Origin of the sequence: Cytobacillus sp. Hm23, assembly GCF_051842895.1 — a bacterium.
Lineage (GTDB): Bacteria > Bacillota > Bacilli > Bacillales > SM2101 > Nanhaiella.
This window is the reverse complement of the sequence record NZ_JBPXRQ010000002.1, coordinates 102,070-125,893: the sequence shown is the minus strand read 5'-3', so window position 1 is coordinate 125,893 and position 23,824 is coordinate 102,070. Positions and strand designations below refer to the sequence as shown.

28 protein-coding genes are annotated in these 23,824 nt (G+C 34.1%); 6 read left to right on the top strand and 22 right to left on the bottom strand.

All coding sequences use genetic code 11. From position 1 onward, the window contains the following. From ACSVDA_RS02045 to ACSVDA_RS02030, 4 genes are all read right to left on the bottom strand, one after another. The gene (locus tag ACSVDA_RS02045) at positions 1-789 is read right to left on the bottom strand and encodes an ABC transporter permease (RefSeq protein ID WP_485880424.1); all 789 of its coding nucleotides are present in this window, start codon (positions 787-789) and stop codon (positions 1-3) included. Next, positions 789-1,658 carry an ABC transporter permease gene (locus tag ACSVDA_RS02040; protein ID WP_485880422.1) on the bottom strand — a complete coding sequence of 290 codons (870 nt, stop codon included), beginning with the start codon at positions 1,656-1,658 and terminating at the stop codon, positions 789-791. Before ACSVDA_RS02040 ends, ACSVDA_RS02045 begins: the two co-directional genes overlap by 1 nt. Further along, entirely contained in the window at positions 1,636-2,874 is a 1,239-nt protein-coding gene (locus ACSVDA_RS02035; RefSeq protein WP_485880420.1) for an ABC transporter substrate-binding protein, read from the bottom strand. Before ACSVDA_RS02035 ends, ACSVDA_RS02040 begins: the two co-directional genes overlap by 23 nt. 727 nt (positions 2,875-3,601) lie before the next feature. Next, a complete protein-coding gene (locus ACSVDA_RS02030; protein ID WP_485880418.1) occupies positions 3,602-3,838 on the bottom strand; it encodes a glutaredoxin family protein in 237 nt (78 codons plus the stop codon). Positions 3,839-4,030: 192 nt separating this feature from the next. Here ACSVDA_RS02030 and ACSVDA_RS02025 point away from each other — a divergent pair, with 192 nt between their 5' ends. Both ACSVDA_RS02025 and ACSVDA_RS02020 read left to right on the top strand, forming a co-directional pair. Then, entirely contained in the window at positions 4,031-4,342 is a 312-nt protein-coding gene (locus tag ACSVDA_RS02025; protein ID WP_485880417.1) for a thioredoxin family protein, read from the top strand. 106 nt (positions 4,343-4,448) lie between these two features. Further along, the gene (locus tag ACSVDA_RS02020; RefSeq protein ID WP_485880416.1) at positions 4,449-4,583 is read left to right on the top strand and encodes a hypothetical protein; all 135 of its coding nucleotides are present in this window, start codon (positions 4,449-4,451) and stop codon (positions 4,581-4,583) included. Between the two features lie 100 nt (positions 4,584-4,683). Here the strand turns inward: ACSVDA_RS02020 and ACSVDA_RS02015 are convergent, their stop codons facing one another. The 11 genes from ACSVDA_RS02015 to ACSVDA_RS01965 all read right to left on the bottom strand — a co-directional run bounded on the left by ACSVDA_RS02015 (position 4,684) and on the right by ACSVDA_RS01965 (position 12,428). Next, positions 4,684-5,544, bottom strand: a complete 861-nt coding sequence (locus ACSVDA_RS02015; RefSeq protein ID WP_485880415.1) for a DUF421 domain-containing protein — start codon at positions 5,542-5,544, stop codon at positions 4,684-4,686. A 24-nt stretch (positions 5,545-5,568) separates the two neighbouring features. Then, complete coding sequence (locus ACSVDA_RS02010; protein ID WP_485880413.1) at positions 5,569-5,775, bottom strand: DUF1657 domain-containing protein; 207 nt, start codon at positions 5,773-5,775, stop codon at positions 5,569-5,571. Between the two features lie 11 nt (positions 5,776-5,786). Further along, positions 5,787-6,143 (bottom strand): stage V sporulation protein AE, encoded by a 357-nt coding sequence (spoVAE, locus tag ACSVDA_RS02005; protein WP_485880411.1) that lies wholly within the window; start codon positions 6,141-6,143, stop codon positions 5,787-5,789. Then, entirely contained in the window at positions 6,144-7,157 is a 1,014-nt protein-coding gene (spoVAD, locus tag ACSVDA_RS02000) for a stage V sporulation protein AD (protein WP_485880409.1), read from the bottom strand. After that, positions 7,158-7,640, bottom strand: coding sequence for a stage V sporulation protein AC (gene spoVAC / locus ACSVDA_RS01995; protein ID WP_485880408.1), 483 nt, complete (start codon positions 7,638-7,640; stop codon positions 7,158-7,160). A gap of 13 nt (positions 7,641-7,653) precedes the next feature. Next, positions 7,654-8,130: a YhcN/YlaJ family sporulation lipoprotein gene (locus tag ACSVDA_RS01990; protein ID WP_485880407.1), complete on the bottom strand. Its 477-nt coding sequence runs from the start codon at positions 8,128-8,130 to the stop codon at positions 7,654-7,656. A gap of 83 nt (positions 8,131-8,213) precedes the next feature. Beyond that, entirely contained in the window at positions 8,214-8,417 is a 204-nt protein-coding gene (locus ACSVDA_RS01985) for a DUF1657 domain-containing protein (RefSeq protein ID WP_320208078.1), read from the bottom strand. Positions 8,418-8,557: 140 nt separating this feature from the next. Then, positions 8,558-8,845 carry a hypothetical protein gene (locus tag ACSVDA_RS01980; RefSeq protein ID WP_485880406.1) on the bottom strand — a complete coding sequence of 96 codons (288 nt, stop codon included), beginning with the start codon at positions 8,843-8,845 and terminating at the stop codon, positions 8,558-8,560. Between the two features lie 304 nt (positions 8,846-9,149). After that, positions 9,150-9,272 (bottom strand): hypothetical protein, encoded by a 123-nt coding sequence (locus tag ACSVDA_RS01975; RefSeq protein WP_485880405.1) that lies wholly within the window; start codon positions 9,270-9,272, stop codon positions 9,150-9,152. Between the two features lie 86 nt (positions 9,273-9,358). Beyond that, a complete protein-coding gene (locus ACSVDA_RS01970) occupies positions 9,359-9,709 on the bottom strand; it encodes a DUF1360 domain-containing protein (protein ID WP_485880404.1) in 351 nt (116 codons plus the stop codon). A 151-nt stretch (positions 9,710-9,860) separates the two neighbouring features. Continuing rightward, complete coding sequence (locus ACSVDA_RS01965; RefSeq protein ID WP_485880403.1) at positions 9,861-12,428, bottom strand: hypothetical protein; 2,568 nt, start codon at positions 12,426-12,428, stop codon at positions 9,861-9,863. 210 nt (positions 12,429-12,638) lie between these two features. Here ACSVDA_RS01965 and ACSVDA_RS01960 point away from each other — a divergent pair, with 210 nt between their 5' ends. Next, on the top strand, positions 12,639-13,322 hold the full coding sequence (locus ACSVDA_RS01960) for a BMQ_0737 family morphogenetic spore coat protein (RefSeq protein ID WP_485880402.1): 684 nt from the start codon (positions 12,639-12,641) through the stop codon (positions 13,320-13,322). A gap of 339 nt (positions 13,323-13,661) precedes the next feature. Next, positions 13,662-14,234, top strand: coding sequence for a hypothetical protein (locus tag ACSVDA_RS01955; RefSeq protein ID WP_485880401.1), 573 nt, complete (start codon positions 13,662-13,664; stop codon positions 14,232-14,234). A gap of 256 nt (positions 14,235-14,490) precedes the next feature. On the opposite strand, the gene ACSVDA_RS01950 is transcribed toward ACSVDA_RS01955, so the two are convergent. Beyond that, on the bottom strand, positions 14,491-14,970 hold the full coding sequence (locus tag ACSVDA_RS01950) for a hypothetical protein (RefSeq protein WP_485880400.1): 480 nt from the start codon (positions 14,968-14,970) through the stop codon (positions 14,491-14,493). A 107-nt stretch (positions 14,971-15,077) separates the two neighbouring features. Beyond that, entirely contained in the window at positions 15,078-15,893 is an 816-nt protein-coding gene (locus tag ACSVDA_RS01945) for a UTP--glucose-1-phosphate uridylyltransferase (RefSeq protein WP_485880399.1), read from the bottom strand. A 190-nt stretch (positions 15,894-16,083) separates the two neighbouring features. Between ACSVDA_RS01945 and ACSVDA_RS01940 the strand changes: the two genes are divergently transcribed. Beyond that, positions 16,084-17,238 carry a glycosyltransferase family 4 protein gene (locus ACSVDA_RS01940; protein WP_485880580.1) on the top strand — a complete coding sequence of 385 codons (1,155 nt, stop codon included), beginning with the start codon at positions 16,084-16,086 and terminating at the stop codon, positions 17,236-17,238. 671 nt (positions 17,239-17,909) lie between these two features. Here ACSVDA_RS01940 and ACSVDA_RS01935 read toward each other — a convergent pair. From ACSVDA_RS01935 to ACSVDA_RS01920, 4 genes are all read right to left on the bottom strand, one after another. After that, positions 17,910-18,149 carry a hypothetical protein gene (locus ACSVDA_RS01935; protein ID WP_485880398.1) on the bottom strand — a complete coding sequence of 80 codons (240 nt, stop codon included), beginning with the start codon at positions 18,147-18,149 and terminating at the stop codon, positions 17,910-17,912. Positions 18,150-18,608: 459 nt separating this feature from the next. Further along, a complete protein-coding gene (locus ACSVDA_RS01930; protein ID WP_485880397.1) occupies positions 18,609-19,604 on the bottom strand; it encodes a hypothetical protein in 996 nt (331 codons plus the stop codon). Between the two features lies 1 nt (position 19,605). After that, on the bottom strand, positions 19,606-20,664 hold the full coding sequence (locus ACSVDA_RS01925) for a CotS family spore coat protein (protein WP_485880396.1): 1,059 nt from the start codon (positions 20,662-20,664) through the stop codon (positions 19,606-19,608). Between the two features lie 48 nt (positions 20,665-20,712). Next, the gene (locus ACSVDA_RS01920; protein ID WP_485880394.1) at positions 20,713-21,843 is read right to left on the bottom strand and encodes a glycosyltransferase family 4 protein; all 1,131 of its coding nucleotides are present in this window, start codon (positions 21,841-21,843) and stop codon (positions 20,713-20,715) included. A gap of 239 nt (positions 21,844-22,082) precedes the next feature. Between ACSVDA_RS01920 and cotI the strand changes: the two genes are divergently transcribed. After that, a complete protein-coding gene (cotI, locus tag ACSVDA_RS01915) occupies positions 22,083-23,171 on the top strand; it encodes a spore coat kinase CotI (protein WP_485880392.1) in 1,089 nt (362 codons plus the stop codon). Positions 23,172-23,218: 47 nt separating this feature from the next. Here the strand turns inward: cotI and ACSVDA_RS01910 are convergent, their stop codons facing one another. After that, positions 23,219-23,674 (bottom strand): CotO family spore coat protein, encoded by a 456-nt coding sequence (locus ACSVDA_RS01910; RefSeq protein ID WP_485880391.1) that lies wholly within the window; start codon positions 23,672-23,674, stop codon positions 23,219-23,221. Positions 23,675-23,824 lie beyond the last annotated feature (150 nt).

Genomic DNA, 23,824 nt, shown 5'->3' with positions numbered 1-23,824 from the left:
TTATCTTTTAGCAACATATATAACTGTTCTTATGACTAATTCAATACATAACATAAACACGATAGGGAGAATCGCAAATAGAATAGAAAAGCTAGCAATTACCGCATCATCTACTGTATTAAAATAAGGGTAGTAAATCGTCGCTAACGTCACTACCGTACCACCTCCGATAAGTGCTGTTAAAACGTATTGACTTAGTGAAATGACAAATATGAGAAATGACGCGGTACGTACACTAGGATATAGTAATGGTAAAGTAATCGTAGCAAATATTTTTAATGGTGATGCACCTAACGATTTCGCTTGTTCTTCCCATTTCACTCCAATACGTTCATATCCAGCTCTTAAAATTCTAACAGTATAAGGAACAGTTGGAATTAAATGAACAATCGTTACACCTAACCAATGGTCGGCTAACCCCAATTTAATAAAAGTAATGTGTAATCCCATTGCAACCGCTAAACTTGGAATTAGAATAGGAAGTAATAGCAGTGTTTCAAAAATTGACTTACCAAAAAAACTCTTTTGTGCTAGTCCTTTAGCAGCAGGAAACGCAATGATCAAGTTTAGAATTAATACACCTATTCCAATTTTAATAGTCGTCTGAAGCGCCTCAATCAGTTTTTGATCTTTAAACAAAATCATCCAGCCTCTAGCTGAGAAATGTTCAGGTACAACTTGACCAAAACGCCAACCGTATGAAAAGCTGTTTAACACAACTAAGGAAACCGGTAAACATACAAGCGATATCATAATAAGTAATCCGATATTTTTAGTGAGCTTTGTCATTATATTTTTCCTCTTATAAGTCTAGTTCTGAGCCTTTGTATACTCATAAAACTTACGGCTGTTGTGAGCAATATAAGTAAAGTTATAATAATAAAAGCAGCGAGTGCAAGCGGACGATTACTCCAATCACCTTCGAAAAACCATTGATAAGCAATAATTGCAATCATTTTCGGGTTTGTTGCTCCGACTAGAAAGGGTACTTCATAAGCTGCTACAATAAACGCAAACAAGATAATAAATGTCTCAACGATAACTGGGAGAAGCCATTTCCATTCGACTGTCCAAAATACATTCCAACTATTACCACCAAGAGTACGTACAACATCCTCATACCGATTGTCAATTTCATAAAAAACAGGAATGAGCATGAGAATAACAAAGGGAACTTCCTTCCATATATAAGTCATCATTATACCTAAACCATCTCGATCCATCGTCAATACTGGAAATTGACTTTGATCACTAATGAGCTCAACTGAGTAAAAAATAGAAGCAATAATACCACTAGATGAAAATAGACTATATACCATATAAGCTGCTACGAAATGCGGAAAAATCATCGGCATCCATACGAGTAACTTTAAGTGACTTTTTTGCAAAAAATGATAAATGAACTTTGCACTAATAAGGCCAATGATTAATGACATGACAGTTGATACCATAGTTATTCTTAAACTGAACTTGATTGATTGTATAAAAACTGTATTGCTAAATAGGTCTTGATATATGTGCAGTGATACTCCACCATCAGTCGACTGTAACGATTCGATAAATCCATGAAGAACCCCGTACGATATCAAGAGAATTGAGAACACCGTTACAGGAAAAAATAATAATAATGTCTTGTTATGGCGTTTGTACCACTTCATTTTGCCATGTCTCCTTCACCCAATTCACATATAGAGAATCTACTTCTGGTAATAAGTGATTCTTCAAGACTTCTGAAGATAGTACAGAATCCCCTCTGTTGACTTGTCGTAATTGCATTTGTAAGTCGCCCGATAGCTTTGTAGGGTCTAGTGCCATATTCTCTCCCCACATAGAAGGCTCCATTTTCTTTAGTTGTGCTTCAGGTGATAATAAATAATTAATTGCGACCATTGCTCCTCCCTTGTTAGGACTGTTGTATGGAATCGTTAAAAAATGTGTATTCCCAATCGATCCAGAGTCAAACACAAAAGTTTTTGTTGAATCTGGAAAGATGCCTTTCTCGATTAAGCTCTCAACACGTGCTTCATTATAGCCCATTGTCATCCATACCTCACCATCACTGTACAATCGATCTAATGCAGCTAAGTCTTGAGGGTAAGTTTCTCCTGACCTCCATAAAAAAGGTTTAATATCTCGTAAATAAGTCCACATTTCTTGACTTTGGTTATTAATATATTGCTCATCAAAATTTCGAGATAACAATTGATCTACTCCACCTGCTGCTTCATACATTAAATGGCGTAAAAACGCATTACCTGTAAAGTCACTCGCTTCTGGATATGTGAATTTTCCTTCGTTCTCCTTCACCCACACCTTTAGTTCCTCAAAAGTTCTTGGTGGCTCAGTTATTTTTGCTGAATTATAAGCTAATACAAATTGTACTTTCCCCCATGGAGCTTCCATATTTTCTGTCGGTGTACCGAAATCATATTGCACATCTAAGCTTTCTAAATCGACATATTGTTGGACATTCGGTAGTTTATTAGAAAATGCTCCTAGTAATAACCCATTTTCTTTAGCATTTTTAAAGTTTTCACCGTTAACCCATATAACATCAATTGTTCCTGAATCTTTTCCTGCTTTTTTTTCAGTTAACAATTTTTGAAGGATATTCTCTGTATCCATCGGTGTGCGGGTTAAAATAATATCATGCTGTTCAAGTAATCTAGGTGCAACCCAATCATCAATGTAAGAATTAATCCCCTCATCTCCACCCCACATAAATATATTCACTTCTGTTCCACTGGTAAGTTCAATAATATCTTTCCATTCTTGCTGAAGTAAATTTTCAGCTCCGTGTTGGTTAGGTTGATTGTTGTTACATGCAGATAGTAGAAAGAGAAAGATAATTGACAAAATATTCAATTTTTTCATATATTGTCCTCCTAGAAAAATATAATATCTTCACTTTCAAGGAGGATTTTACTCGGAATTCTCCCTGATTTTCCTGTTATCTTTTGGTTATTTTCACATAATTGTTTTTCGTATTAAATATTAAACACGCACATAACTAGAGTTCGTGGCAGCTTTTCCTCTTTACAACGATGACTAACATATAAAACCATGTTGGATGGTGCTAATTTGTTAACAATAGCAACAAAGTTTACGAGAAGAGTCTAGCTTTTACACTACCACTCTCTGCAATTTGTTCAATATATTAGAGTAGCTGTACATGACATTTACTGCTTTATAATTGATGCTTGAGAGTCCATGGTTAATGACTCTTTTCTCTTCGGCTGTTTCGTATAAAGGTAATAATACGTATAAAGCCAGTTCTATTTTTAGCCATTAAAATGATAACAATTGAATAACATCACTATTTACTGCCCTAATTTAGTGCAAATAGTAACAAAATTTTGTGGCAAGAGCCTTGTTAAAGGTTGTTTTCGCATTGACTATTATTACTCTGAATAAGGCGCAGGGCTTGAACACGTTTACTACTAACTTTGTGGCATCTTTCTTTACTAGATTATCTTATTTGTTTACAATTTGCATTGTTGTTCTAATACATTTAACAAAACAACATCTTTTACGACAACAACCTTAATAAAAGATTAAAAAAAGAACCTTATGAATATATAACGAATATATTAACAATTTATTAAAACCTCTCCTGCGTTGTAGGAAACATTTTCAAAATGTCTTTACCTATAATCACTTTATCATCTAGATGTAATATTGGTAATGTTATATCATTAATGAGTTGTTGTAACTCAAGTAAATACTCTTTATGATGAAATATATTTTTTTCGGTAAATTGTATATTTTGCTTTCGTAAAAAATTCCTTATATACTGGCAAGACGAACACCCATCCATTGTATATAAAACCGTTGTCAACTGTCATTCCCTCCTTACAATGTCAATTCTAATGACATCATTACTCTTTTTCAGTAAGACAGCTTACATACATTCCACCTATCTAAGGATATACTTTGGAGGAAGAACAAACACAAATAAAATTTGTTCTTTATCTTATCTATTTGTGGTACATTGAATAAGTCATTTAATTATGAAAGGGAGAGATCATACATGGAGAAAATCACATCACTTGATCAGTTCAACGATATTACAACGAGGGATGAAAAATCAATCATCAAATTTTATACAAATTGGTGCCCAGATTGCAGACGTATGGACATGTTTATCGGTGAAATTATTGACGAAAATCCTTCATTAAACTGGTTCGAAATAAATAAAGATGATTTCCCTGAACTGGCGGAAAAATATGATGTAATGGGAATTCCAAGTTTGCTAATATTTAAAAGCGGTGACAAACTTAGTCATCTGCATAGTGCAAATGCTAAAACACCTGAACAAGTAAGACAATTCCTAAATGAATAATAATGAGTAGAGCCATTGCAGATTTATGCAGTGGCTTTATTGTAGTATATATTTTGTTGTTCTTCTCATACTACAAGTAATGCTTACTAAGGAGGTTGCTCAAATAATGGATCGACATCAGGATAATAAAAAAAGTAACAGTAAAGTGGACCAAGAACAACAATTCATTCAACAAACATACACAAAAAGCCCAAAACAACCTTCTCCACAGCCTAAAGATTATGAAGATATAGAATATTAACGGAATCGTGCAAGCGCCTATCATCATAAACCTTAACTTCATAAGGCGCTTTTTTTTTGAGTGAAATTATTTGGTGTATTATGAACTCAGACCTACAGCTTTAGTGTTCTAAATATGCTGTTAATTTTATCTGCATGTCCTGAAGCTTTTGTGCATTTCTAGCATACATGTCTTTTGCTGTACGATTTCCAGTTTGTAGTGCAAACAATTCAAAATCTGCTTCACATTTTTTTATAGAGGCTAATAGCAATTGCTTTTCTTGTGGTTTAGGAATTTCTATTTTATCGTCATAAACATCTATGGTAAGCTGCCCATAGGAGTCGACCTGTGCAAGAAACACATTTTCTATAGCTACTCCTTTTTTATCTAGTTCTTCCTTTAACCACCTTCTATTTAAGCCTATCGTAGTAAGGGGCTCATCAAAGATTTGTCCATCCATAACAACAGTTTGGGGCTCCTTTATAGCAGGGGGATTATTAATAACATCCTCGACTGAAAGTGGCTGCTTTTCCTTTTTTAGTAAAACGCTTAAATCTCCATTCGTTTCTAATGTAGCAAATTCAACATCCGCAAATTTAAAGACATCTTTCTTCCGAAGTTGCTCTAATAGCTCATCTAGAGTATATTTTTCCTTTTTTAAATTATCCTCCATGATTTTTCCGTTCTTAATGAAAACTGTAGAGTTTCCCTCTACGAAATCTCTGAACTTTTTATTATGTAAAGATAGGAATGAAATAGCTACAGGAAACATTGACCAAATAAAAATGCTTATTAATCCATGCATGACGTTTAGGCCAAGATCCATTGAAAGAGTTCCGGCAATATCACCAATTGTAATCCCAACAATATATTCAAAAAATGATAATTTGGATAATTGCTTTTTCCCTAGTATTTTTGTGATGACAAATAAACCAATAATGATTGAAAAAGAACGGATGACAACCTCTATCCAATCAAGCATAGTGTTAGCTCCTTCTCGTAAATATTAAAAACCTCTATATTGAGGCTCTTCTCCTTCTAGCTCTCCTACACGTACTTTGATATCATTAATAATGTCTTCAGTTAATTGCATCGCTTCATGAAAATTACGTTTAGCCTCATCCTCTACTGATGTTAGTGCTAAACTTTGTAATCCTGCATGAATACCCTTTAAGCTTGCTAAGCTTTGCTTTACTTGTGATCCAACGGTCATATCTATCACCCCTATCCTTTTGGTTTAAAGAGTAAAGCTCCGATAAATCCGAATATAATAGCTGCTGAAATCCCCGCACTAGTTACTTCAAACATACCTGTCAGCACTCCAATGATGCCATGTTTTTCTGCTTCTTGTAACGCACCGTGAACGAGAGAATTACCAAAACTTGTAATTGGAATAGTTGCACCTGCACCTGCAAAATCAATGAACGGTTCGTATAAACCAATGCCATCAAGTATAGCTCCAGCAACAACTAGAATACTTAAAGTATGTGCAGGAGTTAATTTAAACACATCAAACATAATTTGTCCGATAACACATATTAAGCCACCAATCACAAAGGCCCAAAAGAAAGTTGCAATCATTCACATCTCATCTCCATTCTCTATGGCTACTGCATGTGCTATACAAGGAATCGTTTCTCCTTGTTGAAATGAAAGAGGAGATAGTAATGCACCTGTAGCAATAACTAGTATTCTTTTCAGTTCTCCTGCTTTCATACGATTAAGTAAATAACCGTACGTAACAGAAGCTGAACAGCCTGCCCCACTTGCGCCTGCCAATACAGGTTGACCTTCACGGTATATAAGTAACCCACAATCTTGAAACTTATGGTCTTCGATAGCTAGTCCATGTTTTTTTAATAGATCCAGCGAAATCTCTCTTCCGATATGTGCTAAATCACCTGTAATAATTAAATCATAATGATCTGGGTTAAGGTTCATATCCTGAAAATGAGCCTCTATCGTTTCAACAGCAGCAGGTGCCATTGCTCCGCCCATATTAAAGGGATCAGTTAACCCCATGTCGACGACTCTTCCTATCGTAGCTGAAGTAATTCGCGGTCCTTTCCCCTCTTTACTTACTAATGCAGCACCAGATGCAGTTACAGTCCACTGTGCTGTTGGAGGCTTTTGTCCTCCATATTCAGTAGGATAACGGAATTGTTTTTCAACGGCAGAATTATGACTAGTAGCACCGGTTAACACGTAATTTGCACCTTGATAATTTACAAGAAAAGCACTTAATGCTAATGCTTCCATTGAAGTTGCACAAGCGCTAAAAACACCTAAGTATGGTGCACCAATAGACTGTGTTGCAAATGTTGTGGGAGTCATTTGGTTAATTAAATCACCACCTATAACAAACTGTACTTTGTCCTTTGATAAATGAGCTTTTTCAAGTGTTTTAAAGCATGCTTCTTCAAATAATATTTTGTGAGCTTTTTCATAAGAATCCTCACCTAGCCACAAATCTTCGTGTAATAAGTCAAAATGATCCGCTATCTTCCCGTTTGCTTCGAATGGTCCACCTACTGTACCTGTTGATATGATGACAGGCTTATGATCAAACACCCATGTACGATGACCTTTCAGCATTTATAGCCCACCCCATTGTGTAACAATCGTTTTTATTAACCCAACGACAAATGCGGAAAATGTACCAAACAGAATAACTGATCCTGCAAGCTTAAACATATTCCCACCTACACCAAGAACAAAACCTTCCGTACGATGCTCAATGCACGCAGAAATAACTGCATTACCAAATCCCGTAACCGGAACTGCACTTCCGGCACCTCCAAACTGTGCAATTCTATCATAAACTCCGAAACCCGTTAAAAGCATCGATATAAAAACCATAGTTGCAACTGTAGGATGTCCAGCGGTTTGCTCGGTAAAATTAAATTGGTAAATATAAAAAAGTTGAATCATTTGACCAATGATACAAATAAAGCCACCTACGAAAAAAGCTTTAATACAATTCATCAAAATAGGACGCTTCGTCTCTCTTACCTTCTCAAATTGTTGATATTCCTGTTGTGTCGGTGTCAAGTTTTTTAGTTTTTTATTTGCCACCATATATCACCACCTTTTAAGCTTCTTCTTTTGATAATAATGTTATGTCATTTAATTCTTTTTCAGCTTTCTTTTTATCAAGCTTATCTTCATTAATTTTCTTTTTTAGCCGCGTCAATTCAATGAAGATTTTTAAATCCCTAGAAACGGTAATTTTGTAATCTGGAAACTCTTTTTTTAACGCTTTTTTAGCTTTATCTTCTATATCAGCTAAAAACCATCTGTGAACATGTTTTACCTTGAACGCAACGACAACTTCTTCATCAATATTTACAGCAATAGCTTGCGTAATCCTATCCTGTTTTACTATTTCTTTCATAACTCTTTGCGAAATTGTTTGATCAATCACAATTTGTTCTGGAGGTCTTTCCTTAGATGTGCTACTTAATTTTGTTATCATTTGGTTATCTTCGTTTGACTCTTTTTCCGTCATTGTACAGCTTGATGCTATTATGGTAATGATCATTAAAAAAAGCAGTCTACTTTTTCTCATTCAAAACCAATCCATTCTTTATGTAATGCTTAATTAGTATGTGCAAGCACTTCTTCCTAAAAAGGCTGGTATTTAACCAACCTTTATTGTTTGTACTGAGGTTCCTCTTGTTCGATTTCTTGCATGCGTGGATTGACAAGGTCTACGATTTGTTGTGCCTGCTGTGCAGCTTGCTCATATAATTGTTTAGCTTGTTGATTTTCAGTTTGTAGAGCAAATTGCTCAAAGCTCGCTTGTGCACTTTTTAAACCAGCTATCGTCTGCTTAACTTGAGTTGCAACGGTCAAAATAATATCCTCCTATGCTGGAAATTTCTTTTCACTGCTTATCTTGTATCGATTACGCATTTTTTATAATAACTTTTTTTACCATCATGCCTTCATATAAAAAGTAAAACAGAGCTCTTGTAAGGAGCTCTGTTTCAAAATTAAAACCAAGAAAACGGTCTTCTTTGTTGTGGTTGCTCAACATTTTCCTCTTCTGTACCTTGGTCATCTTCATTAACTTCTTCTGTATCATTTGTAGTTTCATCTGCTTCTTCAGTTGCTACTTCTTGTTGTCTTCTTGGACGAAATCCCCAAGGATCACGGAAAGGCCTTCTTTCTTCCTGTGGCTGTTGCGACTTACTACCTTCATCTTGGATAATTACTTCATTTGCCTTAATGATTAAATTTTCTACATGAATTTCTTTCGGTTTCCGTTTTTTTTCTGCCATTTTCTACCCTCCTGAGAAAAAATCTTTACTCGCTTCTAACATATGCAATATATGATATTAGTGTATAGGCTTTTCAATTAAACAGATCTAACTAATTTATATTTTGAATGTTTTTGCTTTGATCGTTGTTTTTCTCACCTATAGTAACAAGCGTTTAGCACATTTTTTCTTGGGAATTTTGAAATAATAGTAATAAAGCTCATATTCGACAGCAACATATTAAAAACATTTCGTAAATTTATTAAATAAGCTAGAGCTCACTCTACCTTTTTCACTCCTACACTTTATGTTAAGCTTTATCAGACTATCTTCGCTTCCCACAACCACAACCACCAGTTTTTTTATAAACAGGAGTCGCAGGAGGTGGGGAAGCTACGTATTTACCTTGTGTTGGTTTATTTACTGGCTTCATTATGATTTTTTTCACCAAAACACCTCCAAATTCTTTGTGTAATATTATATGCTTAACAAATAAATCTGCTGTAGTGAAAACGAGTATTTAATACTCTTTCTCTACTCAAGTAGTCTCGAAATAATAACTTCGATAATAGCAGCACAGCCTGCAATGGCAAAAATAAAAATTAAAGGTTCGAATAAAATAGGCCAGAACAAATAACCTACATAAAAAAAGGTCGTACACCATATACCGCTACACCAATAACAACTAAGTAGCTCTCCTATCCAGGCTCGTAACCCAGTCCCCTTCACTTGCAAATACGTTACAATAGCTCCATTTGGTTGCTCTTCTTCGACCACCTCATGAAATGGTTTACGAAGAAATGCTGTAATTGTGTCATAAATGATTAATCTTGTAAGCCGAAAGCTTGCAAGAAATAATATAACGAATTCAAATACAGTTAACATTCATTTCACCTTTGCTTTATCTTTATTTTTTAAAGCTAACTTAATAGTAATTTTGGTACCTTGTCATCTGTAGCAAAAGAGGATGGTACAGTCTCAGAAACAATTTTCTAATTAAATTAAGAATGGCAAGGCAAAGAGGCAATCTAAAAAACTATTTGTTATATATTTTTATTTTTTTTAAGAATGAAATAAACCAAGATTTTTTGTTTTGATTTTCTTGAGAGCTATTATTTGGGTTGTCAGTTGATAGATTATCTTCCCTTCTTTTAACTAGTTCCTTATTGATAAGACTCGTTTGTATTTGATCTATTTCATCAACATGATCTTTAAACTGTTCTTTACTAGTATAGATCTTATGATTTGTTGTTGTACCAACAGTATTTTCAGCTTGGTCTGTACTTTCATTAGATTTCAGAGCAGGTTGTGAAGTAGCTGTTGAATTATTAATATGAATTGTATCCTCAATATTTTCAGTATTTTGAAGTTGTTGTGGGTCTAAATTGTCTTGATTTTTATGATCCATCACTTCATCATTTGCATTATTATTTTCATTAGACTCTTCGTTTCTAGGCTGTTCATATGATTCAATTATTGTCTGTTGTTTTTTTCCCCTTTCATTTTCAACAAAAGAATTACTAGTCATTTCTTCTTTGAACTGTTCACTACTTGTCTTTTGTTCTAGATGAAGAGCTGTATTAACATGTTGTTCTTCTTCCTTGTCAATTTCATTTGAAGATACTTGTTGTTCGTTAATGCTAAGCTCTTCTTCTTGAAGGTTTTCAATATCAACTATTTTATTATTCTTTTGCTCGAGATGAGGGGTTGTATTGGCATGTTGTTCTTCTTCCTTGTCAATTTCATTTGAAGATACTTGTTGTTCGTTAATGCTACTCTCTTCCTCTTGAAGGTTTTCAATATCAACTATTTCATTATTCTTTTGCTCGAGATGAGGGGTTGTATTGGCATGTTGTTGTTGTTCTTCCTTATCAATTTCAAATGAAGAAACATGTTGTTCATCAATGCTACTCTCTTCCTCTTGAAGGTTTTCAATATCAACTATTTCATTATTCTTATGTTCGAGATGGGGGGCTGTATTGGCATGTTGTTGTTGTTCTTCCTTATCAATTTCAAATGAAGAAACATGTTGTTCATCAATGCTACTCTCTTCTTCTTGAAGATTTTCAATATCAACTGTTTCATTATTCTTATGTTCGAGATGAAGCTCAGCGTTTGTATGTTGCACATCAGTATCCGTAACACTGTTAAGTTGAAGGTTATCATGATCTTGTGTATTTAACATATCTTTACTAGCTTCTATTTCTAGAGCTTCTTCCTTAACGTTTTGTTCATTATACTGATGATTTAAATTATTAGCCTCCAACTTCTCTGACTTCGTATATTGTTTTACTCCATTTTGAGAGATGTCTTCAGGCACATGTCCATTAGAACTTATTTGTTCAGCTTCTGAAGGTGTTATTTTTGTGCTATGCTCTTTACTTATTTTCTCCTCTGCAGCAACATCTTCTATTTTGTGAGTCATGTCATAATTGTTTTGTTCCTTACTTTTCATCTTCGGCTTTTTCAGATTTATTACCGCTTTTTCGTTTTTATGTTTTTTTTTTTGTTGATTTAATGACTGATTAGTTTCATTTGACTGTTTTCTAAAACGAGTTAACGGATCAACATAATTTGTACTCTTTAAACTTGGCATTTTATATTTTGGTACCACATTTGTTCGATGACTTGTTCTTTGCTGTGATGATTCAACCTGATCTTTTTGAGTCAATACAATAGCTTCTGGAGAATTTCGTAAAATTTCACTTAGTTTTATAAAGCTATTAGTAGTAGTAGAATCTGATTGACGACTGTTTTTTTCCTTAATCAAGTTGGAAGAATTATTTACTTCAATTATGGGCGATTGTTCCTGAACAGGTACACTTACATCAGATATTGTTTGGGGTTGGTTGGTTTGTGTCCGAGTTGATTCAAAAAGCTCTTGTTGATCTTTTTCATTACTATGCGCTTGAAGATCTTCTTTTTTTAGCTCTGAAATTTTATGTTCCATATTATTGATCTTGTCTAGTAATATCTTGATTTGTTCATTTATACTTCCTTGTTCTTCGTTCTTTTTATTAGCCTCAGTATCATTAACAACCACATTTTTCTTTTCCTGAAATTTCAATACACTTTCCTGTTGATTTGCAATAATTGAAAGTAATTGATCAATTTTGCCTCGCAGATTTTCATTATCTACTTGTAATGATTCACTTTCTTTTTCCATTTCCACCAACCTCTTTTCATAATCTTCCTTTTTTAGTTCTATTGATTCGAGGTGATCTACAAGTGTTGATTGAATACCTTCTAATTTTTCACATGTATCTGTTAAAGAGTGTATTTTATTTTCGTACATATCTCTTTGCTCAGTTAATTGGTTCAATACTTCTTTAATCATTGAAAACTGTTCAAGTAAGTCCTGTTCAACAAGTGCGAACTGAGAAGACATTTTTATATAAAAGTCAGATAATTGTTTTTGAGTTCGTTGCTCATCTTCATTTTTATAATTACCTGACTGTTCATCACTAATTTTTTTGACATCCTTTACTTTTAATCGTTCCTCGTTCATTTGAATTAATTCTTTATATACTTCATGCATATATTGTAAGCCTTCTAATTGTTTTTTTAACTCTTCATTTTCTTGAATGATATCATGGTTATCCAAGTTCCTCCCCCCCTTTATAAGTGCTATTTTGTAAAAGGAAATATGTTTTTTATATTTAACCTTACCTACATTTTATGCACATTTATTTAAATGTTTACATCATTAAGTGCACATGCTCAAAAATAAAAAAATAGTCATTTATCTTATCACATACTAACGGTCAATTCATAAGATGAAGTAGATTCAAAATTTATGGAAAGGAAGATTTGTATGGCAATTAAGCTTGATGATTCTTGGAAGGAAGAATGTATACATGTTTGTAAAGTGTATGACTGGACCACTTTACTAACAAAGCTTACAGACAGAGAATTACAGTTAACAACGCAGAATTCGCCGATTAACTTGATGACAGCAGAAATTGACAAAACGATGTGTGATGTTACACTTGTCGCTTGTGAAGAGCCAGACCCAGATGATCGTACTGAAGTATTATGTTACCATGACGGTAGAGAGATTCGTTTATGGAAAGTATCATTAAAGAAGACTTTTTGCATCGATATTACTGTAGAAGCTACAGGGATGAATGCAAGTGGTATGACAGAAACAGTTTGGGTAACATTTGACACAGTAATGGTTTCGACTTGTGAGGAAGTGCTTCTATGTGCACCTCCTGGAACAGAAGTATGCTGTGATCCGTTTGAATTAGAAGGTCATAAAACTTGTAAAGTCGAACCGATTATGAATATTATGTGTGATCAAAATAATGGAACTTTTACTTGTACTGCAACAACTTGGGTATGCCTTAAATCTTGTCAAAACATCATGGTGAAATTTGATGTTGTGTTAAAAGTTTGGGCTCAATTCTGCGAACCTAGAGGAGAAATTAAGTGTGACCTAGATTGCATACCACCAGCGAATCCTCCACAATGTGATGAACTGTTTCCGTTGTGTTGACAACATTTAATAACCTCTTGATACAAACTTGTGAGCTAGCATAGTTCTAACGATATCAACGGAAAGTGCCTTACTATATAAAGGCACTTTTATTTTTTGCTTTTCGTAAACTTTGTTGCTATCGTTTCTAAACTGAAAAATAAAGGTATTGTTTTATTCAACGACTTTTTTATATAGAAACTGCACGAAATCTATTTAGGAAAACACTCGTCAATCAAATAGTTATAATTATGATTATATTTTTCACTTGTTAGACAACCTTTTTTTTCATACATATATAATGACTCCAATTTCTTTCGTTAAAGGTAATCAAGTTATCTCAAAAGGAGGATAAGATAAATGAAGGAATCGTTTCATGAAATTGAACAGCGGCTTGCACAGTACGAAGCTGATCTAAAGGCTGTTAAAGAAGAGTATCTCTCAGCTAAAAGTCAGCTTGACAACAACGAAAATATATCCATCATTCCTTATTTCCAATATTCAGTACTGCTACCCAAGGATAAAGAAAATACAATAAAAGTATTCGGATCGTTCATCATTAAAAATATTGGTACCGTTGAAGTGAATGAGCCGATTATTTGTTTGCTCGCTTCTCCTTCGAATGACATTTTAATTAGCGGTAAGATTGGTGAACATATAAATTATGACCCCCACAACAACCCATATCAATTAGAGGCTTGGGATTATGTAAATGACACACTTAAGAGCAAAGTAGAAGACAATGGAGAGTATTGGTTAAAACCAGTAAAAACAAAAAAAATCCGACCAGAAGAACAACTATCTTTCGCAAATTTCCATATATCCTATGACCTTTCTCAGACAGTCCCTATATTTAAGGTAAATGCTTTCTTCTATAGCCAGGAATTGAAAAAAGGTGTTGCCTCAATTAATCAGATCATCATTCAACACTAAAGTATAGTCCAAAAAATAACATTATTTAGTTTGCTAGAAATATTTTACTAACAACTAAACTAAAAACTAAGAGAACGTGATCTTACCTTACGTTCTCTTAGTTTTATAGAAGTTTGCGTATATGTTGTTATTTTTTGTACTAAGAGGTGGCATCCTTACATCTTTCAAGATAGAGCATATCCATTAAAGCAAGTTCTATATGTTCTAATAATAGTAAATATATACAAAGTTTACGAAATGAGTCTACTTTTTATACTCATCCTTTTTGAAATGTTGTTACATTTAAGCTTTGGCAATTACTGTTGATTCCAGTAGCTAGAGCTGTATCCATATTCATGTCTGAAATTGTAAGTCTATACATATGACAGCCGACTCCTGGTTCATCACAAACTGTATTGTTTGGTGTTAATGTGAAAGTACTATTCATTCTGTCATCAGTAACAATGTACTCACATAATACTACAGAACTAGCCATACTACTTGTAATACGTTCAACTCTGTACATTACACTTATTCCAGTCTCATTCGCTGTTGAAGCACCGGTCACTACTTGTAGATCAACCATTGAATCCACTTTGGCAACCCAATCCTTTTCAGTGACTTGTATCATTGGTGTAGTTAATTCGATATTTGTAAAGTTATTCATACCAGCAGTTTTCACTAACAAATTTGGAACATTTGGATTTACACAATAAATTTCATTTTCTCTTTTCCCTTTGCATTTACAACCTGACATCCGATTTCCATCCTTTCGGTAGTATTTTAAAGGTATGATTTATACCTGTTTCTAATTTAGTAAATGCAACTTATAACGAAATTGAAACGGACAAGAGTCCACCACTTTTACCCATTTTTCATATTACTGTAAACAAAATTAAGTAATTTCATATAATCATCCATACTACCAATATCGTATCTTTTTCCTTCAATTAATTTGCCGTATATCTTTTCTGATTGCAACAATGCTTTCATGCCATCTGTCAACTGATATTCACCACCAATACCCCGTTTAATCTTCTCCAATTGCTCAAAAATCATTGGTGTAAATACGTACCTACCTATGACTGCTAAATGAGAAGGTGGGTTTTTCTTTGGCTTTTCAACGATATCAGTCAACCTATAAGTATCGTTACTGTGTTTTTTTCCTTTTATTACACCGTATTGATTTAAGTGCTGTTCGTCAACTGTTTGTAAACCTATGACGCTCTCTTTATATTTCGTAAATTCATCAATTAATTGTTTCAGACATGGAGTATGTTTATGGAGAATGATATCATCAGGTAATAACACAGCAAACGGCTCGCCATTTATAAATGACTTTCCGAGACGAATGGCATCCCCTAGACCTTTCGCAATAGGTTGGCGAGTATAGTGGATTTGTATATTAGGTATATTAGGGGCATCCATCAAATGCATTTTATTTTTTCGCTCAAGAAATGCTTCAAGTTCAAGTGAATGGTCGAAGTAGTCAACGATAAGGTTTTTTGATCGAGAAACAACCATTAATACTTGCTCAATTCCTGACTCCATTGCTTCTTCCACTACGTATTGAATGGCGGGTTTAATACCAATCGGAAACATTTCCTTGGGAATAACCTTTGAGATTGGTAAACTACGTGTTCCATATCCTGCTGCTGGTATGATCGCTTTTTTAATCACGTCAACCTCTCCTCACTTACTATCTTTCCGTTAGATAATTACCTTCCTATATGTTATGCAAGAAACCTCTCTCTGCAAGTTGACCATAATAATATTACTTACAACCATTATTTTTGGGCTCCGCTTTTGTCACAAAAATAGCCATAACAAGAATAAAATATGAACAGACACGGAAGGAGGGATGGATAAGGTGAAAATTTGCTTTATTTGTACCGAAAAGCTTCCATCACCATCAATTAGAGGAGGGGCGATCCAGCTGATGATTGATGGGGTGCTTCCATATTTAAAAGATAATCATGACATAACAGTTTTTTCAATCACTGACCCTGATCTACCTGTTAAGGAAGAGCGTAGTGGAGTAACCTTTATCCGTTTTGACAGAGAGCACTATAGATCATTAGTAGCAGAAGAATTAACTAATCATTCTTTCGATGTAATCCATGTATACAACCGACCTTCAAATGTGCCACTATATAAGCAAGCTTCTCCATCTAGTCGCTTCGTCGTTAGTCTTCATAATGAAATGTTTGCAGAGCATAAACTTCCTCTTGATGAAGGTCAACAAATTGTACATGACGTTGATGCGATTACGACTGTTAGCAATTATATTAAACAAACAGTGCTAAAACGATTTCCTGAAGCTGAAAAAAAAATAAAGGTCGTCTATTCTGGTGTTGATTTACAACAATTCATTCCTCTATGGTCTTCTGAAGGCAAACGCATCCGCCATCGATTACGTCAAAAATATAGTATTGCTCAGCATGAAAAAGTCATATTATTTGTCGGACGTTTAAGCCAATCCAAAGGCCCTCATATATTACTTGAGGCAATGAAATATATATTAAAAAAGAATGAACATGCTGTTCTCGTTATTGTTGGGGGAAAGTGGTTTAGTGATAATAAAATGAATGGCTATGTTCGCTCATTGTACAAACAAGCACTTCCATATGGAGATCGCATCATTTTTACAAAATATGTTCCAGCTGAACATATTCCACATTTATTTCTAATTGGAGATGTATTTGTATGTAGTTCTCTTTGGAATGAGCCATTAGCGAGAGTCCATTATGAAGCGATGGCTGCTGGTATTCCAGTAGTTACTACTAAGCGGGGCGGAAATGAAGAAGTTATGATTGATGCAATGAACGGTCTACTTATTTATGACTATAATAATCCTTTGGAGTATGCCAAATCGATCAATTTTATTTTATCACACCCGTCCATTGCGAGGGGGTTTGCTAAATTTGGCAGAAAATTCATTGAAGTTAACTTCCAGTTTCACCACGTCGCAGATAGGTTAGAAAGGGTATACAACGAAGTATTTTATGAGGAAAATCAAAAATAGAGCCTAGCAGTTTAATACTATTGTTGTACATTTTGCCCTTGTTACGGAAAAACTCCAACAATTTGAACTCAAAACAAAAAGCGGCATGTTGCTGATTTTTGTTTTTTGCTGTTTATCGCATTAATTTCTTGTTTTTTCTTCTTAGGCTCCTTTCGTAAACTTTGTTGTTAATATGTAAATTTATAAAACTACTGAGTTTCATATTGTTTTATAGTCTTTTGAGAAAAAAGATGCTAAGAACATTAGTTATAATCCTGTATAGTTCTAATTTCGAAAAGCAACAATTAATGCAAAAACAGCTTTTGCTTAAAAGCTATGGTAGTTGTCAAAGGCTCTTTTCGTAAACTTTGTTGCTATTGTTATCAATTTAATACCAAAAAATGATTTTTATATTGTTAGTCATCGTTGTACAGAAGAAAAAGTGCCACGAACTCTAGTTGTGTACTGCTTTATTTCTTAAGAGGAAAAACAACAATCAACGCGAAAACAGCATTATCAAAGAACGTCTTTCTATTCTATAAATAACAACACAAATGCCAAAACCATCAATTCAACAATTAAAGTTAAAAAGGTCAAATCTCCAATTTCTATAACTTGTATTTTGAGATATTTCCTCTTTTACAAGCTATGGAACTAAAGATCTGACCTTACAGGTTGTAATTTAAAGTTTTTTAATCTTCTTCGTCATCGTCATCTTCATCTTCATCTTCTTCGTCTTCTTCGTCTTCACCTATGACATATTCATAGACATTACCATCTTCATATTCTAGTTCGATTTCTAGCTCTTCAAATGATAAGTTTTTAATTTCTTTCAATACAGCCTTCAAAGCCTCCTCAGGACTTACATTATGTGAAAGCTCAAACCCTTCTTCAAAATCAATATCTACTTTTACTGAAATAACTTCACCCAATTGTACTCCTCCTCACCCGAAATTCATTACGCTAACATGATATGCATCTTGCATTAAATTATTGACAAAATAATATTGAATTTTTGAAGGGTAAATGATTTACTAGCCCATAGTGACTTTTTAGCTACTCCAACCTATTTCGCACATCTACATGTTTTTAAAGACTCTTTTCTTCGTAACCTTTGTGGGTAATGTTATCAAATTAGTACCATAACAATGGTTTTATATCGTTAGTCATTATAGTCCACAAGAAAAGGTGCCACAAACTCTAGTTGTGTACATGTTTATTTCATAATACGAAAAACAACAATCAATGCCGAAACAATCTATGATAAACGTCGCTATAAAGAAGCTAAAGTGGGGATTTTATTTGTAAAAGGGTTTATGTCTTAGTATGAGTAACGAAGACAGCCTAAAAATGAGAAAACTGCATCACTGTATCTTATGGCAGAAATAAGTTTAATCATTGCTTATATATATAGATGGTTTAGGTAAAGGGTCAGTTGAAGCAATCATTATTACCTTTTCTTCCTCAAGTATTTCTTGATCAAACTCGGCAGTATCTTTCGCTTTTATTTCTTTTGTTTTCTCTGAGTCTTCTTTCACATTGTAAACTTTATCCATATCAACAACTTTATCTGATGACAAACTACTTAATTGGTCTGTTGCATCTTTAGTCTTATTTTGAGTATTATTCGTTTCTAACTCTGGTGATTTTTCTACATAGCGATCTTTACCATTTTCATCATTAAATAATTGTTGTAAACCTTTTTTTGATTGCTGTTTGCTGCTCTGGTTTTCATCATCCTCGATTTGACCCTTCGTAACTTTATCAATTGGATGTGTTATTTTTTCTTCAAGCTTTCCTCTAGATGATCCTTCATCTTTCCCTTCCTTTAAATTCTTAATGTTACTTGTATTAAAAATAGGGTATTCACCGAATTCTTCTTCTAAAAGAATACGATATAACGCCTTCTTAGATCCTTTGCGCCTGTTCTTTCCTGTATCTTCATGACTATGACTACTTTCTTCCATTACTTGATAATTATCAAATTCCTTTACATGACTATTGAACTCCTCATGCCCATCTGTAATCGTATCTCCCTTGGCTGTGATTTCTTCTGTGTCTACACTTTCTTCCAGAGCAGTTATTTCATTACTGATTCCATCTAGTTGCTCGTTCTTTATACCTGATTCCACATCACTGTTTTCTTGGATTACCATATCATCTGTCACTGTATTTACTGTCGGGTATTCCTGTAGGATTACTCCTTCTAGTGAGGATAAATGATTTTTTACGGCTAATTCATTTAAGACAATTTGATCTATATTATCAAGAATTTGTTCATACTCTGTAGTACTCCATCCCATCGGTCCGGGTGGTGAAAATGTAAATTTAGCTAAATCAAGTTTTGGGATATTATTATTCGTGTTGTCAGACTGATTTTCAGCCACATCATTCACCTCCTTTTCCTTCTTTTATACTACTAACTATTTCACGGTACTGATGTAAAAACTGTTCTTTTGAATCTTCCACCGCAATAATATTTTGTAACGCCCAAATATATTTTTCATTACCCCAAGATCTTTTCTGGCTTAAATAGTATTTGTGTATAATTGAACAGAATAAATACGGAAATTCTAAGTCAGCCCATAGCACTTTGTATTGATCTGAAGTTAACGGATTAACAGCTTCATATGAACGAAGCAATTCAACAGCTAGATCAGTATCCCATACCGATAATTTTTTCATTAGTTTATTTAACAGAATGCGTAAATCTCTTGATGGTAAGTCATACGTAATTGAATGTAGCTCTCTCATAAATGGGTGTCCGTCAATTTCTGTAAATCTAGCTAGTGTAAAGTCCTGTTGACAGTAGCTCCTCTCCTCAATTGAATTCTTAGTCCATTGGTCGTACTGACCGTTGTCAAGAGTTCTTAAGGCATTTTGTCCTCGTTCAAGCATTTTGTCCGCATACATTAAAAATAACTTAGAAAATTCGTCCTCTGGATAAGACTGTGCTAACTGCTTATTCCCTGCTAATTCTTGCAATTTCCATCGATATAATTTATGCCATTTGTCAAGTCTACTACGCTTTTTACTTTCCGACGCTGGAATATACCCTTTTGAAGAAATATGAAATTGTGCGGCAAATGCAAATGTTTTCTTCATCTGATCCTTGTTGTAATAAATCATTTCATTTCCTACTACTTTATCGTATAACACATATGAATAATCTTTTGCCCCGAGACAAATAGCACCGTTTGTTGTTTTATGAATTGGTGTTATCGCCAAATTATTTTTGTAGAGATGATCATGTGCTCCAGCAATAAATAACATTCTTCTAGGTTTTATTTGTGCCTGTTTCAGTATTTTAATACCATCATTTGTCTTTACTTCCCAAGTTGTCCTTCCACTCCGACTTTCGATGAGATGAACATCTAATATTTCAAATGGATAGAACTTTAATACCCGATTCAAATAAGAGGTGTCTTGAGTATGCTGTTGTTCCAAATACTTTCACCCTTTCAAAGGAGGATTCGTGTTAGTTGACGAATTAGCTCATGCTTGTTCATACACACGTAACAAATTCTCTGCTACCCGATGCCAGTTAAAGTCACGTTCAACGATTGATCGCCCATATTTACCCATGCTCCTACGTGCATTTGCATCATTTAACAACAGGTTAATTTTCTTCGCATATTCACTAGGGTTTTCAAAATCATCAATGATATAACCATTTTTACCTTCCTCAATGACTTCTGGGTTTCCACCACGCTTACTCGTTATAATTGGTAAACCAGCAGCCATCGCTTCATAATGTACACGTGCCAATGGCTCTTGCCATTGTGAAGAACAAACAAAAACATCTGACATCGCATATAACTCTGGAATATTTTTCGGTCGTACAAACTTAATAAATGTCACATGCTCTTTGTACATGGCACCAAAAGTATATAAATGACGTACATAATTGTTAACATTATCATCACCGAACCATTTGGACCCAATAAAAACCATCATAATATCTGGATGTTTGTCTATAATTTGCGGCAAAGCTTGAAGGAGTAGATGTGGACCTTTAACTTTACTTAAACGACCTACGAATAAGACAATTTTTCTACCTTGTAAATTTAATTCGTCCCTAATTCGATCTCTCGTACTCTTACCATTTCCTGTCCACGCTGGATGGTAGTGATCTATATCTACTCCTGAATAAACAGTCGATGTTTTGTTTACGGCATCTGGAAATCGAGATGTAATCGTTTCTCCAATAAAATTACTAACCGTAACAATTTTTGAAACATTTTGTATACAATCTAGTCCCTCACTGTCAGTCATTTTTTCATAATCAAACATTTCATTGTGCACACTTAAGACAAATTTAGTGTGGGGTGAGGCAGTAGCTAGAGTCTTTATCCAATTTGGACGATTACATAAATGTATGACATCATAATTTTCAGCTTTAATATGAGCTTCAATTTGCTCAACATATCGATCTGCACTAAACCGAACATATTTCACACCATTTGTTTGTTCAAAATCAAGTAACTCAGCATCTGTAATTGAAATAACTGTTACATCATGCTTTTGAGCAATAATTGACGCAACCGATTGTAAATATATTTGAATCGCTCCACCTCGTATTGCAGGTACAGGTAGTTTCTCTGTAGCGATTAAAGCTATTTTCATAATCAACCTCCATTCATTTACGCTTAGTAAAATTGAGATAAACTATCCTTATTTATTTATGATACGAGTTTGTAAGGAACGTTGTTCCTAATTACTTTTCATTTTTTAAAATGTAGGCACGTTACCTGATACATTGAAAAATGCTAGAACTAGGAAAACACCTATTTTTTTATGAAACTGAGAAAATTGTTGGCAACTTATGTTGGATAACCATACATTAATCATAGAAGGATTGGAGGATGGTGACTAGATTGATTGAGGATCAAATGATAGTTGATCAGTTTGAAGAAGAAGAAAGTGAGTATGTATTAACACCAGAGGAAGAAGAAAAGCTGTTAAAACTTGCAGAAACAATTATGCCTTATTGGGATTTTTCAATAACTAACATTGAAGTTATCCAAGGAGGGCAAATGGCACTCGTATGGAAAATTTACACAACAGAGCAAGTCATTTGCTTAAAAAGAATTCACCGCCCTGAGAAAAAAGCGCTTTTTTCAATTTATGCTCAACATTACTTAGCACAAAAAGGTATGAGGGTACCAGGAATTATACCTAATAAGCATGGTGAGCTCTATTCTAAACATGGACCATTTTTGTTTGTTGTCTATGATTGGATTGAGGGCAGACCATTTGAATTAACCGTTACTGAAGATGTCGAATTCATGATGAAAGGGCTTGCAGAATTTCATTTAGCATCAATAGGTTACTTGCCACCACCTGGTGTTCCAGTATTTAAAAAGCTTGGCAGATGGCCGAATCATTATATTAAAAGGTGTCAACAGATGGAGACATGGAAGCTAGTTGCACAAAGGTTTCCTGATGAGCCTTTTTCACAAACTTATTTAGCTGAAATAGATGCATTTATTGATGAAGGACGTAATACATTACAGAGACTATTGGCATCAGAGTACCCAACATGGGTGCAAAGTATGGAAGCTACACCTACTTTATGCCACCAAGATTATGGCACAGGTAATACGTTGTTAGGACTAGATGAGCAGATATGGGTAATTGACCTTGACACCGTATCGTATGATTTACCAATCCGTGATTTACGCAAAATCGTCATACCATTGCTAGACACTAGTGGTGTTTGGAATGAAGAACAATTCAACATTATGATCAATGCTTACGAATCAATTTCACCTCTGTCTCCAGCACAAAAACAAATTATGTTTATTGATATGTTGTTCCCTTACGAGTTATACGATGTGATCCGTGAACGATATGTACGTCAATCTCCTTTATTACCCGATGAATTAACTGGAGCGATGGAATATGAACGTATTAAATCAACCGCGTTAAATAAATTGATCGCTCAAATATAACAAAAGCTCTAAATGTCTATACGACAATTAGAGCTCCCACCATACAGCTACGACAATCCTACCATCGTAATTAGTTCAACCTCATCGATATTAATTGTAATTGTATCGCCAGTATCTATCAAATGCATTGAAATTTTTTCATCCGTTTGCTCAATAATCGTGCCTTCAAACATATCATTGATTGTTTTGATTTTACATTTTACACGTGGTAGTTGTTTTGGCGGATTTGCTAAAAATTTCACTTTTTCTACTAGATCCATTTCTTTAAAAGGTTTAATTGAAGATTTCTTAGCATATTTTCTCTTTTCTATTACATTTTCAGTATGTTCTATTTTTTCAACACTATCTTTGTTATCGATGTTATTTATGTCATTTTCATTTATGGATTCACTATTATCCACCTTTGCTATAAATGTTTTTTGCATAGATGATTCAATTGTACTTAAGTTGGGTTGTATAATATACATAAATGGTGTATTTTTAATTTTCTGTTTTTCTTTCATGCTCTTTCACTCCTTAATTCAATTTCCATCAATATATATTTATGCACTTCGTACAACAAATTACCTAAAAATTTATGAAAAAAACCTTCTTTTCATTTGAAAAGAAGGTTTTTAAAACGATATTTACTTTCGATTATCAATTTATAAACT

What these genes read in the sequence shown, in the direction of transcription:
- ACSVDA_RS01990 (WP_485880407.1), bottom strand. Translation starts at nt 8,130, where the DNA reads ATGAGAAAAAGTAGACTGCTTTTTTTAATGATCATTACCATAATAGCA.
- cotI (WP_485880392.1), top strand. Translation starts at nt 22,083, where the DNA reads ATGGTGACTAGATTGATTGAGGATCAAATGATAGTTGATCAGTTTGAA.
- ACSVDA_RS02045 (WP_485880424.1), bottom strand. Translation starts at nt 789, where the DNA reads ATGACAAAGCTCACTAAAAATATCGGATTACTTATTATGATATCGCTT.
- ACSVDA_RS01960 (WP_485880402.1), top strand. Translation starts at nt 12,639, where the DNA reads ATGGCAATTAAGCTTGATGATTCTTGGAAGGAAGAATGTATACATGTT.
- ACSVDA_RS01980 (WP_485880406.1), bottom strand. Translation starts at nt 8,845, where the DNA reads ATGGCAGAAAAAAAACGGAAACCGAAAGAAATTCATGTAGAAAATTTA.
- ACSVDA_RS02025 (WP_485880417.1), top strand. Translation starts at nt 4,031, where the DNA reads ATGGAGAAAATCACATCACTTGATCAGTTCAACGATATTACAACGAGG.
- ACSVDA_RS01910 (WP_485880391.1), bottom strand. Translation starts at nt 23,674, where the DNA reads ATGAAAGAAAAACAGAAAATTAAAAATACACCATTTATGTATATTATA.
- ACSVDA_RS02015 (WP_485880415.1), bottom strand. Translation starts at nt 5,544, where the DNA reads ATGCTTGATTGGATAGAGGTTGTCATCCGTTCTTTTTCAATCATTATT.
- ACSVDA_RS02010 (WP_485880413.1), bottom strand. Translation starts at nt 5,775, where the DNA reads ATGACCGTTGGATCACAAGTAAAGCAAAGCTTAGCAAGCTTAAAGGGT.
- spoVAE (WP_485880411.1), bottom strand. Translation starts at nt 6,143, where the DNA reads ATGATTGCAACTTTCTTTTGGGCCTTTGTGATTGGTGGCTTAATATGT.
- ACSVDA_RS02020 (WP_485880416.1), top strand. Translation starts at nt 4,449, where the DNA reads ATGGATCGACATCAGGATAATAAAAAAAGTAACAGTAAAGTGGACCAA.
- ACSVDA_RS01955 (WP_485880401.1), top strand. Translation starts at nt 13,662, where the DNA reads ATGAAGGAATCGTTTCATGAAATTGAACAGCGGCTTGCACAGTACGAA.
- spoVAC (WP_485880408.1), bottom strand. Translation starts at nt 7,640, where the DNA reads ATGGTGGCAAATAAAAAACTAAAAAACTTGACACCGACACAACAGGAA.
- ACSVDA_RS02040 (WP_485880422.1), bottom strand. Translation starts at nt 1,658, where the DNA reads ATGAAGTGGTACAAACGCCATAACAAGACATTATTATTATTTTTTCCT.
- ACSVDA_RS01950 (WP_485880400.1), bottom strand. Translation starts at nt 14,970, where the DNA reads ATGTCAGGTTGTAAATGCAAAGGGAAAAGAGAAAATGAAATTTATTGT.
- ACSVDA_RS01970 (WP_485880404.1), bottom strand. Translation starts at nt 9,709, where the DNA reads ATGTTAACTGTATTTGAATTCGTTATATTATTTCTTGCAAGCTTTCGG.
- spoVAD (WP_485880409.1), bottom strand. Translation starts at nt 7,157, where the DNA reads ATGCTGAAAGGTCATCGTACATGGGTGTTTGATCATAAGCCTGTCATC.
- ACSVDA_RS01920 (WP_485880394.1), bottom strand. Translation starts at nt 21,843, where the DNA reads ATGAAAATAGCTTTAATCGCTACAGAGAAACTACCTGTACCTGCAATA.
- ACSVDA_RS02035 (WP_485880420.1), bottom strand. Translation starts at nt 2,874, where the DNA reads ATGAAAAAATTGAATATTTTGTCAATTATCTTTCTCTTTCTACTATCT.